A 12,195-nucleotide genomic window follows, 5' to 3' on the forward strand; every position below is an offset into this window, starting at 1 on the left:
CCCCGAGCACCGCAATGTTAAGCCAGTAGATTGACGTCAAAACGCCACTAGTGGCCCCATGATAATTAATCAACGCGCCCCTAATTATTCTCGCTACAATCGCCCGCTTTGCCACTTGGCACGGGCGCTCCAGGCCCGTCAGTTCTGAGAAATTCCATGCTGATCGGTAGCTATTCCCCCTCCCTGGTCGTGATTTCCCTGTTCGTCGCGATCCTGGCGTCCTACACCGCGCTGGACCTTGCCGGCCGTCTTGCGACCGCCCGGGGCCGCGCCGTGTATGTGTGGATGACGGGCGGCGCATTGGCAATGGGCGTAGGCGTGTGGTCCATGCACTTCATCGGCATGTTGGCCTTGCGCCTTCCGTTTGCCCTCGGGTTTGAACTGGGCATCACCGCGCTGTCCCTGCTGATCGCCGTGTTGTCCAGCGGCTTTGCCTTATGGCTGGTCAGCCAGCCACGCCTGCCTGCGTGGCAACTGGCGTTCGGTGCGCTGATCATGGGCGCGGGCATCAGCAGCATGCACTACACCGGCATGGCCGCGATGCGCATGACGCCGGGCATCGACTACGACCCAACCCTGTTCGGCGCCTCATTGTTGATCGCGGTCGTCGCGTCCGGCGCTGCGCTGTGGATCGCCTTCAACTTGCGTCGCAGCACGCCTTACGTACGCCTGGCACGCGGTGGCGCAGCCGTGGTGATGGGCATTGCAATCGTGGGCATGCACTACACCGGCATGGCCGCCGCGCGCTTTGATGACAACAGCTTCTGCGGCGCCGCACTGACGGGCCTGAGTGGCACGGGCCTGGACAACCTGGTGCTAGTGACCACGCTGGCGGTGTTGATCATCGCGTTGCTGACTTCGTTGCTTGACGCTCGCCTGGAGGCGCGCACCGCCGTACTTGCCGACTCCCTCACCCTGGCCAACCAGGAACTGACGCACCTGGCCCTGCACGACATGCTCACCGGCCTGCCCAATCGCACGTTGCTCGCCGACCGTATTCAGCAAGCCATTCAGGCGGTGAAGGAGCAGGGCGGTTGCTTTGCCCTGATGTTTATCGACCTGGATGGGTTCAAACCGGTCAACGATGCGTTTGGTCACCACATGGGTGACCAGTTGTTGCGCGAGGTGGGCCTGCGCTTGCGCGAAGACCTGCGCGGCCATGACACGTTGGCCCGTATCGGCGGGGATGAGTTTGTGTTGCTGGTGCAATTGACGCAGCCGGACGACGCCGTCGGCCTCGCCGAACGTCAGGTCGGGCTGATCAACCGTGCCTTCAAGGTTGCCGAGCATGAACTGCAAATCTCCGCCAGCATCGGTATCGCGCTGTTTCCGGGCAATGGCAGTAACCCGCAGGAGTTGTTGATGAACGCCGACGCCGCCATGTACCACGCCAAGGGCATGGGCAAGAACGGCTACAGTTTCTTCGATGTGTCGATGAACACCAACGCGCGCAAGCAGTTGCAGTTATTGCAGGACCTGCGCAACGCCCTCGAGCACGAGCAATTTTGTCTGTATTACCAGCCCAAGTTCGATGCGGTGAGCGGCATCCCGGTCGGCGCCGAAGCCTTGCTGCGCTGGGAGCATCCGCAGCAGGGGCTGTTGTTGCCTGCGACGTTTATCGACCTGGCGGAAAAGACCGGCTTGATTATTCCTATCGGCGAGTGGGTATTGAACGAAGCCTGTCGTCAGATGCGTCTGTGGTATGCGCAGGGCTATGAAGACTGGCGCATTGCGGTAAACCTGTCGGCCTTGCAGTTTTGCCATGCCGGGCTGGTCAAGAGCGTTGCCGCAGCCCTGGACCGTCACCAGTTGCCGGCCAATAGCCTGACCCTGGAAATTACCGAAACCACTGCCATGAGTGACGCCGACGCGAGCATGACGGTGTTGCAGCAGTTGTCGGACATGGGCGTTGACCTGTCCATCGATGACTTCGGCACCGGCTATTCGAGCCTGATGTACCTCAAGCGTCTGCCCGCCAATGAGCTGAAGATCGATCGCGGGTTTGTCCGCGACCTGGAACACGACAGCGACGATGCCGCCATCGTTTCGGCCATCGTCGCCCTCGGTCAGGCCCTGGGGCTGCGGATTGTCGCCGAGGGCGTGGAGACCGATGTGCAGCAGAGTTTCCTCACCCGCCTGGGGTGCAACTCGCTGCAAGGCTATCTGCTGGGGCATCCCTTGCCGGCTGACGGTTTCATGGCTGACATCCAGCGTGCCGAATAGGCGGTAGCGCCTGACAAAAGCCGTGCGTGACGAGTATTCTTGGCCCCAACCCTAAACATCAGGTTGAGTCAGGAGACCGCACGCATGGACAAAGTCGTCATCATCACTGGGGGCAGCCGCGGCATCGGTGCCGAGACGGCATTGCTGGCCGCTCGCGAGGGTTACCGCATCTGCATCAACTATCAGTCCGACGAAAACGCCGCCCATAGCGTGCTCGAACAGGTTCGCGCCCTCGGCGCCCAGGCGATTGCAGTGCGTGCGGACGTCAGCATCGAAGATGAAGTGGTTGCGCTGTTCGGTCGCGTGGATGCCGAGCTGGGCCGCGTCACCGCGCTGGTGAACAACGCCGGCACCGTGGGGCATAAGTCGCGGGTCGACGAGATGTCCGAATTCCGCATCCTCAAGATCATGAAAACCAACGTGCTCGGGCCGATTCTGTGCGCCAAGCATGCGGTGCTGCGCATGTCGCCAAGGCATGGCGGGCAGGGTGGCAGTATCGTCAACGTGTCGTCAGTGGCGGCGCGCCTGGGTTCGCCGGGTGAATACGTCGACTATGCCGCCTCCAAGGGAGCGCTGGACACCTTCACACTGGGGCTGTCGAAAGAAGTTGCCGGTGAAGGGATCCGCGTTAACGCCGTGCGGCCCGGCTATATCTTTACCGACTTCCACGCCCTGAGTGGCGATCCGGACCGGGTCAGCAAACTTGAATCCGGCATTCCGATGGCCCGTGGCGGGCGCCCGGACGAAGTGGCCGAGGCGATTATCTGGTTACTGTCGGACAAGGCCTCGTACACCACCGGCACCTTCCTGGACCTGGGCGGCGGTCGCTGATCACCGCGGTTGGCCGGCTGTTGAGTGAGGCACCCAAGGGGCGCCTCACGGTGACGTTCAGGGCAGCTTGATCTGATACGCCGCCAACTGGGCTTTGTGTTGCGCCTCCACCGAGCTTGGGTCGACGCGTTTGGCAAACTGGTTCAAGTCGCGTCGAGCGTTTTCCTTGTCGCCCAGCCGGTCATAGGCCAGCGCTCGCTGGTAGTAGGCCCACGCGTAGTCAGGCTGTTTGATCAGTCCGGCGCTGTAGGCTTCGGCGGCTTCGCGGTACTGGCCGAGGTCGTAGAGCGCCAGGCCCAAATGATAGAACGTCGGCATGTTGAACCCGGCGCCTTTGCCATTCTCACCCAGGCCGGCATCCAGATTGGACTGCACCAGTTCGAGGGCTTTTTGCGGGTTGCCATTGAGGCGGTACAGGTAGCTCAGTTCCAGGGTCGCACGCGGTTCGGGGTGCGGGTTGGTGGCGATGGATTTTTCGCGTGCGCTGATGGCTTGCGGATACTGCTTGAGGTTTGTGTAGGCCACTGACTGCAACAGGTACACGGTGCTCTTGATTTTGGGCGGCAGGGTGTTCTTCGTCAGGCACAGCTCTGACTCTTGAATCACCTGCTGATTTTGCTCGGCTCTCATGGCCTTGCTGGTGTTGACGCAATGCTGCAGGTTGAGTTCGGCGGGGGTTGGCTGGTGCGCGCAACCGGTGACAACTGCGGCAACGGCCAGCAGGGCGAAACCACGAATAGAGGCGTTAGGCATGCTTGGTCAGTCCAGCAGATTGGCGTTGAGGTCGGGGCGATAGACTTGCAGCAGGGCAGGCGTGACGGTGCCTTGCAAGGAGCAGAAGATCTTCGTACGGCCCTCGGTCGGACCTTTTTCCAGGCTCAGCGTACGCTCTACAAAGCCAAAGGGCGTGGCCACGCCCGGTCCCGCCAAGCCTTCGGTGCGCCATTGGCCGATCGGGTCGCCTACCCGGCGAATATCGGCGCGGCTGACACTGCCTCGTTCTGCTACCAGGCGTGCGTGGTCGGCGATCAAAGGCTTGAGGCGCTCGGCAACATCGCTCACCGAACCTTCGGCGACGAATCCCCAGAACAGCAAATTGCCGACATTGGGCAGCGACATGGCTTCATTGTGATACCCCACAAGGCGCACGCCGTTGACCACCAGCGGTTGCTCAAAGGCCTGATAGCGACCACCTTCCTGCAGTGGGTTCATGACCACTGGAGCGCTGACGTTGCCCTGTTTGGCCATGCGCAGGGTGCCGGCGGGCAGGGACGCGGTGTTGAGGGTTTCGAAAAAGCGTGCGTCACAGCGGGAGAAATCGCTGAACAGCTGATCAGGGGTGGCGGCAGTGGTTTGGCCCTGCGCCTGGCTGGCAAGCGCCAGCAAGCAAAGGGCGGATAACAGTGGGCGAAGCATCGGCGTCATCCATGAGCGTTGAGGGGCGGCGAGTGTAACAAGGCTGAAACGTCTTCGCTAACCGGAGGGGCGTTGCCCAGCGGTCTGGCTGCGGCGAGCCTGTTCAAAACGAGCGCACGATCCGCCCCAGCGTTTCCATCGCTTTCTCCGACGCCTCGGTCCACGGGCTGCCGTAATTCAAGCGGATGCAATTTCTGAAGCGCTGGGTCGCCGAGAAAATCGGCCCCGGCGCAATGCTGATGCCTTGGGCCAGGGCCATCTGGAATAACTTCAGCGAGTCGGTTTGCTCCGGCAGTTCGAGCCACAAAAAATACCCGCCAGCCGGCTGGCTGACCCGTGTCTGGGCCGGGAAATAGCGGGCGATGGCCGCCAGCATCGCGCTTTGCTGTTCTTCCAGGGCATAGCGCAACTTGCGCAAATGGCGGTCATAGCCACCGTGCTGCAGGTAGTCGGCAATCGCCGCCTGCGCCGGCATTGATGGGCACAACGAGGTCATCAGCTTCAAGCGCTCGACCTTCTGCGCATAGCGCCCGGCGGCCACCCAGCCAACGCGGTAACCCGGGGCCAGGCTTTTGGCAAAGGAGCCGCAGTGCATCACCAGGCCTTCGGTGTCGAAGGCCTTGGCCGGTTTGGGCGCTTGCTGCCCGTAATACAACTCGGCGTACACGTCGTCTTCGATCAGCGGCACCTGGTGACTGCGCAGCAGTTCCACCAACGCCTGCTTTTTGGCCTCCGGCAGCGTTGCGCCCATCGGGTTCTGGAAGCTGGTCATGGTCCAGCAGGCCTTGATCGGGTAGCGCTCAAGGCTTTGCGCCAAGGCGTTGAGGTCGATGCCGTCGCGTGGGTGCACCGGAATTTCCACGGCCTTGAGCTTCAGACGTTCGAGCACCTGCAGGCAGGCATAAAACGCCGGCGCTTCGATGGCTACCAGATCGCCCGGCTCGGTCACGGCCTGCAGGCACAGGTTCAGGGCTTCGAGTGCGCCGTTGGTGATCAGCAACTCTTCCATCGGCAGCATCAGGCCGCCGACCATGTAACGCAGGGCAATTTGCCTGCGCAGCTGCGGGTTGCCCGGTGACATGTCGGTCACGACCAGGCGTGGGTCCATTTCGCGGCTGGCACTGGCCAGCGAACGTGCCAGGCGTGGCAAAGGGAACAGCATCGGGCTGGGAAAGGCCGAACCGAAGGGGACGGTATTGGGGTCTTTGATGGAGTCCAGTACCGAAAACACCAGTTCACTCACATCGACTTCGGTGGATTCGTGCACATGTTCGCTCACCACCGGCTCGGAAAACGGGCTCGGTGCATGGGTGTTGACGAAGTAACCGGAACGCGGCCGCGCGCGGATCAGCCCACGGCGTTCGAGCAGGTAATACGCCTGGAACACCGTGGACGGGCTGACGCCGTAGGTCTGGCTCGCATAGCGCACCGACGGCACGCGCTGGCCGGGCCCGAGCACGCCGGAGCGGATCAGTTCTGCGATGTCATCGGCGAATTTTTCGTAGCGTTTCATGAAGACCTTAAAAACAGTTTTCTCATTATGAACACAGGGCAAACAGTGGCTGCGGGCCTGTGTCGGTTAGACCTCAGCGGTTCATCGGTGCCACAAAGCGGCTGTCGGCCGCACTGTAGATCCACGGCTCATCCACGTCTGTCACCTTGAACCGCAGGGTCTGTGAACTGCTCGCCGGCGTGTCGGCCAACAATGCCACCGACACCGGCACATCGCTGATTTCCCCCGGCGCCAGGCTGAGCTCGGTCTTGCCTTGCAGCACGAAACCCTCGGCGTCCACCAACGCCAGGCGATAGTCCTGGCGCTGCTGGGTTTTGTTGATGACCTTGAGGCTGTAAATGTTTTCGATCAAGCCCTGGCTGTTTTCGCGAAACATGCCGCGGTCCTTGGTGACGTCGAGCGACACCATCGGCCGTCCTACCAGGGCCACCACCAGTGCGGCGATCATCACCAACAGCACGGCACTGTAGCCGATCAGTCGCGGCCGAAGCAGGTGGGTTTTGCCGCCCTGCAGTTGATGCTCGGAGGTATAGCTCACCAGGCCGCGGGCATAGCCCATTTTGTCCATGATTGAATCGCAGGCGTCGATGCAGGCCGCGCAGCCGATGCACTCCATCTGCAAGCCGTCGCGGATATCAATGCCGGTAGGGCACACCTGCACGCACAGCTGGCAGTCGATGCAGTCACCCAGGCCGACGTTGGCGGGCGTCACGTCTCGTTTGCGCGGGCCGCGGTGTTCTCCACGCGCCGCATCGTATGAAATGGTCAGGGTGTCCTTGTCGAACATCACGCTCTGGAAGCGCGCATAGGGGCACATGTGCATGCACACCGCTTCACGCAGCCAGCCGGCATTGATGTACGTGGCCGCGGTGAAAAACAGCACCCAGAACAGGCTGACGCCGCCCATTTGCCACGTCAGCAGCTCCAAGGCCAAAGGCCGGATGGGCGTGAAGTAGCCGACAAACGTCAGCCCGGTCAACACGCTGATGCCCAGCCACAAGGTATGTTTGGCCGAGCGCCGCGCCAGCTTGTTCAGGCTCCACGGCGCTGCGTGGAGCTTGATGCGCTGGTTACGTTCGCCTTCGGTGACCTTTTCACACCACATGAACAGCCAGGTAAACGAGCTTTGCGGGCAGGTGTAGCCGCACCACACCCGGCCTGCGAACACGGTGATGGCAAACAGGCCAAAGGCGCAGATGATCAGCAGCGCCGACAACAGGATGAAGTCCTGGGGCCAGAAGGTTGCGCCGAAGATGTGGAATTTGCTCTCGGCCAGGTCCCACAGCACGGCCTGGCGTCCACCCCAGTTCAGCCATACGGTGCCGAAAAAGGCCAGGAACAGCACCGCGGCGCCGACTATGCGCAAGGTACGAAACAGGCCGGTAAAGCTGCGGGTATGGATCAGGTTGTCGCTGGATTTGGCCTTCACCTTCTTTGGGTGTATGGGCTCAAAGGTTTCCACGGTTGGGATTCTTTCGCTCATGGTCGTTCGCTCATCAGCCTCCATCAGGCGGATGAACTATGGACGCCGCTCTGTGTGCATAACAGACTCAGCTAGGGCGATAAAAAGCGGATCAGATGGGCTTTTCCTACAAGACTGTGGCCGATCGCTGCACTCCGTGGCGCCAGGAGTGCAGCGCCAATCAGCGCACATTGATACAGATCAATCAAATCACCGAATCACTGTCGGTCGCCTTCAAGTGTTTGCGTCCATCCACGGCGCCGGCGACGGTCAAGGCATCGGCTTCGGCCTCGGTGATGTAGATCCTGTCGTTATCCAGCGTCACAAAAGACATGGCTTTGAGGCTGTCGGTACTGACCGTCACCTCGGGCGCAGGCAGGCTGCGCTCCTGGCCGTTTTCATCGACCTTGAAGTAGCACGTCTGGTTATCGATACGTACAGGCATGGTGATCTCCTTTTCCATTGGCGGGTGATCATTAGGGTTCACCCGGTTGCCCTGCGTTCCAGGCAACTGACTGGCGGTCGCCGTTGTCCATGCTAGACCCATAATCACAAAGGACCGCTTTCCATGGATGCCTGGTGGAGCGAAGTGTGGCAAACCCTGCAAGCCGAATTTGCCGACATCGGCGATGCGAAACAACTCACCCAGATTACCGTGCGCTTGCTGATCGCCGCGCTCCTGGGCGGTATTCTCGGGTTCGAACGGGAACAGAAGGGCAAGGCGGCCGGTGTACGCACCCACATGCTGGTGGCGTTGGGCGCCGCGCTGTTTGTATTGGTGCCGCAGACGTCCGGCAGCCAGGCGGATGCGATGAGCCGGGTGCTTCAAGGCGTGATTGCCGGCATCGGATTTCTCGGCGCCGGCACCATTCTCAAAGGCAAGGAAGATGAGCAGGGCCAGCACGTCAAAGGCCTGACCACCGCTGCCGGCCTGTGGATGACTGCGGCAATCGGGGTTGCCGCCGGCATGGGCCGCGAATCGACAGCGGTGCTCAGTACCTTGCTGGCCTTGGCGGTATTCAGCGTGATGCCCCGGATCGTCAGGGCGTTCGAGAATGAAGATGACCGCCGATCAGGTGAGTAGATCGTTTTCTTTGACCTGACCAAATATCTTTGCGACCAGCGCAGGCTCCCCCTGGTTGCCGGCAATCACCAGCACGCTGGCGTTGTGCGCACGCGAGTATTTCAACTGCATCTCACCACTGGCGCCGGATAACTGGTTGACCCAGTGCAGCGGTTTATTCAGTTGCCGGCGAATGCCGGTGACGTCCAGCTTGTCCCGGTCGGTGACAAAGTGCCTGATTTCACACGGGTGCTCGAGCGTGGACTCAAGCGTGTTAGTGAAACTGTAGGTCTTGGGGTGGTTTTTACAGTCGGACTCGTAGTGGTCCCGTCGCTGCCAATCTTCAAGATGCGCATATTGCAACGGCTCGGTCACCTTCCGGACCTGAGTGGCAATGTCGCAGAGGTGTTTGCTCTTGACCTGCAGGCTATGCATATAGTCCTGAATGCTCGTCAGGGGCGCGTGTTCCTGGCGGGAGAACGCGCGAACCATATCAAAGCGACTGCTCGGTGAGGCTTTCATCAAGCTGGCTTTCAACGCGAACAGCGCCGCCTCCACATAGTTGCGATAGGCGCCGACCTGCTCGGTTTCAATGGGGCTCAAGACCGTGTCGAGCGAACCTTTGTTGAGTTGGGTTTCGATCCTGGCGAGGATCTTGATGCAGGACGTTGCGTTGGGGCCGCTCAACAGGCACTTGAGGTTGTCGGGGGTCAACAGCCTGTCGATGGTGTTGAAGGTGTCTTTTGACTCGCTGGACTCAGGGTCGCGCATCAGGCGCTCAACGGTTTTGCGGTCCAGCTGGTCGCAGAGTTGCTTGAGCTGTTTTTCCAGCGCCGCCTGGTCGGCGGGTGCGGCTCCATCTGCACGCATAGGCTCGCGGGTGGTGTTTGGCGCCGACCGGAGCAGGGCGTCCAGCGCTTGAGCAGACACGCTCACGGGTGATGGCGGCATGGGGTGGGAATGAAGGTGGCCTGGGATGAGTTCGGCGCGGGCGCAAGACGGCTGCTGGATGGTCGACATGATGAATCCTCAAAAACCAATCGGACGAGCGCTGGGGCCAGGGGCCTGGAAATGAAGTCAGCGCAAAATCAGTATGAGAACGATCACATCAGTTGGAATTAGGGCTTTGCCTTTCAAGTGAGTGGGAATTTTCTGCGTCAACGCCTGCTCGCGAGTCAAGGTTCAACGGCCAGTACTGCGTCTGCAGTACCCGCCGTGCCTTGCGAGCGGACGCTGAACCTATCAGGGCCTGGTCACAGAATGGCCGGCGGCTCGCTCGTTGGCGGTTCCTGCACCGGCGGTGGATCGTTTTCAGGGGGTTCCTGTTCAGGGATCGGCTTCGGCTCAGCGGGCGGTAACGTTGGGTCGTCGATGTTCGGATCGGGTGTTTCAGCCGGAATCGGGATATTCATCGGTGTGGCCTCCTTTGTGCTTTGCTCTTGCGGTGGACATCCGCCTGGGGGAATTGATTCCCCGCCCAATGGCGACATATCCACCTGAACTTTTCACCTGACGCCAGGCTCGGACCTATTACGGCCCTGCTCAGGGAGAGCGTTGCCATATCAGAATTCGGATCAAGCAAAGAGCGTCCACAGGGCGTAAGGGGAAGATGCTCGATGACTGCTGAAACACTGGCTCCAGACGATTCCATTTTGCCGCTGTCCCAGGCGTTGTTATTGCCCAGGATCGCTATCGAAAGTACCGCGCCCGTGATCGACGGCGGCGAGTTTGCCGTGAAGGCCGTGGTCGGCCAGCGCATCAATGTCACCAGCAAGGTCTTTGCTGATGGCCACGACAAGCTTGCCGTACTGATCCGCTGGCGCCCGTTGCAGGACGAAAGCTGGCACAGCGTAGTAATGACCGACGTCGGCAACAATGGCTGGGAAGGCGCGTTCACCGTGACGCAGCAAGGCCCCCACCAATATTGCATCGAAGCCTGGATCGATACCTTTGCCAGCTTCTGTTATGAGCTGCGCAAAAAACACGAGGCCGGCGTGCCAGTCAGCCTCGAGCTGCAGGAAGGTCGCAGCCTGGTGTTGCAGGCCGCCGAGCGCAGTGACAACGAGCTGCGCGATCGCCTGATGCTGTTGCACCACGAACTGTCCGGTTTGCTGGAAACCGAGCAGGTCGCGCAGTTTCTGCACGAAGACAGTGCACACCTGATGACCCAGGCCGACCACCGTGCCTATTTGAGCGTCAGCCCGGTCTATCCGGTGGATGTCGAGCGCACAGCGGCGCAGTTTGCCAGCTGGTACGAGCTGTTTCCGCGCTCGATCACCGACGATCCTGCCCGCCACGGCACGTTCAACGACGTGCACTCTCGGCTGTCGATGATCCATGACATGGGCTTTGACGTGCTGTACTTCCCGCCGATCCATCCCATCGGGCGCAGCCATCGCAAAGGCAAGAACAACTCCCTGACCGCCGGCCCCGATGATCCCGGCAGCCCGTACGCGATTGGCAGCGAGGAGGGCGGCCATGAAGCCATCCACCCGCAACTGGGCAGCCGCGATGACTTCCGTCGGTTGGTCAAGGCCGCCGCCGACCACGGCCTGGAAATCGCTCTGGACTTCGCCATCCAGTGTTCCCAGGACCACCCGTGGCTCAAGCAGCACCCGGGCTGGTTCAACTGGCGCCCGGACGGCACGATCAAATACGCCGAGAACCCGCCGAAGAAATACCAGGACATCGTCAACGTCGACTTCTATGCCGCCGATGCGATTCCGAGCCTGTGGACTGAGTTGCGCGACGTCGTGCTGGGCTGGGTGGAAGAGGGCGTGAAGACCTTTCGGGTCGACAACCCTCACACCAAACCGCTGCCCTTCTGGCAATGGCTGATCAGCGACGTGCGCGGCAAACACCCTGACGTGATCTTCCTCGCCGAAGCGTTCACCACGCCTGCAATGATGGCGCGCCTGGGCAAGGTCGGTTATTCGCAGAGTTACACCTACTTTACCTGGCGCAATACCAAGGCCGAGTTGAGCGAGTACTTTGCGCAATTGAACGAATCGCCCTGGCGCGAGTGCTACCGACCGAATTTCTTCGTCAACACGCCGGACATCAACCCCGGCTTCCTGCACGAATCCGGGCGGCCGGGTTTCTTGATCCGCGCCGCACTGGCCACCATGGGATCGGGCCTGTGGGGCATGTATTCGGGGTTCGAGTTGTGCGAAGCCGCGCCAGTGCCGGGCAAGGAAGAGTACCTGGATTCAGAGAAGTACGAGATCCGCCCGCGCGATTTCACGGCGCCCGGCAACATCATTGCCGAGATCGCGCAGCTCAATCGTATCCGCCGGCAGAACCCCGCGTTGCAAACGCACCTGGGGTTGAAGCTCTACAACGCCTGGAACGACAACATCCTGTACTTCGGCAAGCGCAGTGAAGACGGCAGCAATTTCATCCTCGTCGCGGTGAACCTCGACCCGTTCAATGCCCAGGAAGCCCATTTCGAGTTGCCACTTTGGGAGCTGGGCTTGCCGGACGACGCCCAGACCCAAGGCGAAGACTTGATGAACGGGCACCGCTGGACCTGGTATGGCAAGACTCAGTGGACGCGGCTGGAGCCGCACATGCCGTTTGGAATTTGGAGAATCACCACCTCCTGAAACCAGCCAGTCACCTGCAGGCGTCGACACACGGCGCCTGCAGGGAGCGTGTTCTACCAGTTGGTTTTTTCAGAATTTTCAG

The 12,195-nt window shown here is 60.9% G+C and carries 11 protein-coding genes; 4 read left to right on the forward strand and 7 right to left on the reverse strand.

Annotated elements, in window-relative coordinates:
- Positions 1-156: 156 nt before the first annotated feature.
- Both AC19YS_RS14095 and AC19YS_RS14100 read left to right on the forward strand, forming a co-directional pair.
- Positions 157-2,223 carry a putative bifunctional diguanylate cyclase/phosphodiesterase gene (locus AC19YS_RS14095; protein WP_200624838.1) on the forward strand — a complete coding sequence of 689 codons (2,067 nt, stop codon included), beginning with the start codon at positions 157-159 and terminating at the stop codon, positions 2,221-2,223.
- 84 nt (positions 2,224-2,307) lie between these two features.
- Entirely contained in the window at positions 2,308-3,054 is a 747-nt protein-coding gene (locus AC19YS_RS14100; protein WP_124417260.1) for an SDR family oxidoreductase, read from the forward strand.
- A gap of 57 nt (positions 3,055-3,111) precedes the next feature.
- On the opposite strand, the gene AC19YS_RS14105 is transcribed toward AC19YS_RS14100, so the two are convergent.
- From AC19YS_RS14105 to AC19YS_RS14125, 5 genes are all read right to left on the reverse strand, one after another.
- Positions 3,112-3,807, reverse strand: a complete 696-nt coding sequence (locus AC19YS_RS14105; RefSeq protein ID WP_500602055.1) for a tetratricopeptide repeat protein — start codon at positions 3,805-3,807, stop codon at positions 3,112-3,114.
- Between the two features lie 6 nt (positions 3,808-3,813).
- Positions 3,814-4,470 carry a hypothetical protein gene (locus AC19YS_RS14110; RefSeq protein ID WP_500602056.1) on the reverse strand — a complete coding sequence of 219 codons (657 nt, stop codon included), beginning with the start codon at positions 4,468-4,470 and terminating at the stop codon, positions 3,814-3,816.
- A 103-nt stretch (positions 4,471-4,573) separates the two neighbouring features.
- A complete protein-coding gene (gene mapR / locus AC19YS_RS14115) occupies positions 4,574-5,983 on the reverse strand; it encodes a GntR family transcriptional regulator MpaR (RefSeq protein ID WP_106577894.1) in 1,410 nt (469 codons plus the stop codon).
- A 73-nt stretch (positions 5,984-6,056) separates the two neighbouring features.
- The gene (gene ccoG, locus AC19YS_RS14120) at positions 6,057-7,466 is read right to left on the reverse strand and encodes a cytochrome c oxidase accessory protein CcoG (protein WP_500602059.1); all 1,410 of its coding nucleotides are present in this window, start codon (positions 7,464-7,466) and stop codon (positions 6,057-6,059) included.
- Positions 7,467-7,650: 184 nt separating this feature from the next.
- The gene (locus AC19YS_RS14125; RefSeq protein WP_119742811.1) at positions 7,651-7,890 is read right to left on the reverse strand and encodes a DUF3203 family protein; all 240 of its coding nucleotides are present in this window, start codon (positions 7,888-7,890) and stop codon (positions 7,651-7,653) included.
- Between the two features lie 123 nt (positions 7,891-8,013).
- On the opposite strand from AC19YS_RS14125, the gene AC19YS_RS14130 reads away from it, so the two are divergent.
- A complete protein-coding gene (locus AC19YS_RS14130) occupies positions 8,014-8,529 on the forward strand; it encodes an MgtC/SapB family protein (RefSeq protein WP_106577896.1) in 516 nt (171 codons plus the stop codon).
- Here the strand turns inward: AC19YS_RS14130 and AC19YS_RS14135 are convergent.
- Complete coding sequence (locus AC19YS_RS14135; RefSeq protein WP_500602061.1) at positions 8,518-9,528, reverse strand: M10 family metallopeptidase C-terminal domain-containing protein; 1,011 nt, start codon at positions 9,526-9,528, stop codon at positions 8,518-8,520. The two genes, AC19YS_RS14130 and AC19YS_RS14135, sit on opposite strands and share 12 nt — an antisense overlap.
- Before the next feature lie 233 nt (positions 9,529-9,761).
- The gene (locus AC19YS_RS14140) at positions 9,762-9,920 is read right to left on the reverse strand and encodes a hypothetical protein (protein ID WP_164487928.1); all 159 of its coding nucleotides are present in this window, start codon (positions 9,918-9,920) and stop codon (positions 9,762-9,764) included.
- Between the two features lie 204 nt (positions 9,921-10,124).
- Between AC19YS_RS14140 and AC19YS_RS14145 the strand changes: the two genes are divergently transcribed.
- Positions 10,125-12,113 carry an alpha-1,4-glucan--maltose-1-phosphate maltosyltransferase gene (locus AC19YS_RS14145; RefSeq protein WP_124417265.1) on the forward strand — a complete coding sequence of 663 codons (1,989 nt, stop codon included), beginning with the start codon at positions 10,125-10,127 and terminating at the stop codon, positions 12,111-12,113.
- The last annotated feature ends 82 nt before the right edge of the window (positions 12,114-12,195 follow it).

It is taken from the genome of Pseudomonas sp. MF08831 (assembly GCF_059862645.1).

What these genes read in the sequence shown, in the direction of transcription:
- AC19YS_RS14095 (WP_200624838.1), top strand. Translation starts at nt 157, where the DNA reads ATGCTGATCGGTAGCTATTCCCCCTCCCTGGTCGTGATTTCCCTGTTC.
- AC19YS_RS14100 (WP_124417260.1), top strand. Translation starts at nt 2,308, where the DNA reads ATGGACAAAGTCGTCATCATCACTGGGGGCAGCCGCGGCATCGGTGCC.
- AC19YS_RS14105 (WP_500602055.1), bottom strand. Translation starts at nt 3,807, where the DNA reads ATGCCTAACGCCTCTATTCGTGGTTTCGCCCTGCTGGCCGTTGCCGCA.
- AC19YS_RS14110 (WP_500602056.1), bottom strand. Translation starts at nt 4,470, where the DNA reads ATGCTTCGCCCACTGTTATCCGCCCTTTGCTTGCTGGCGCTTGCCAGC.
- mapR (WP_106577894.1), bottom strand. Translation starts at nt 5,983, where the DNA reads ATGAAACGCTACGAAAAATTCGCCGATGACATCGCAGAACTGATCCGC.
- ccoG (WP_500602059.1), bottom strand. Translation starts at nt 7,466, where the DNA reads ATGAGCGAAAGAATCCCAACCGTGGAAACCTTTGAGCCCATACACCCA.
- AC19YS_RS14125 (WP_119742811.1), bottom strand. Translation starts at nt 7,890, where the DNA reads ATGCCTGTACGTATCGATAACCAGACGTGCTACTTCAAGGTCGATGAA.
- AC19YS_RS14130 (WP_106577896.1), top strand. Translation starts at nt 8,014, where the DNA reads ATGGATGCCTGGTGGAGCGAAGTGTGGCAAACCCTGCAAGCCGAATTT.
- AC19YS_RS14135 (WP_500602061.1), bottom strand. Translation starts at nt 9,528, where the DNA reads ATGTCGACCATCCAGCAGCCGTCTTGCGCCCGCGCCGAACTCATCCCA.
- AC19YS_RS14140 (WP_164487928.1), bottom strand. Translation starts at nt 9,920, where the DNA reads ATGAATATCCCGATTCCGGCTGAAACACCCGATCCGAACATCGACGAC.
- AC19YS_RS14145 (WP_124417265.1), top strand. Translation starts at nt 10,125, where the DNA reads ATGACTGCTGAAACACTGGCTCCAGACGATTCCATTTTGCCGCTGTCC.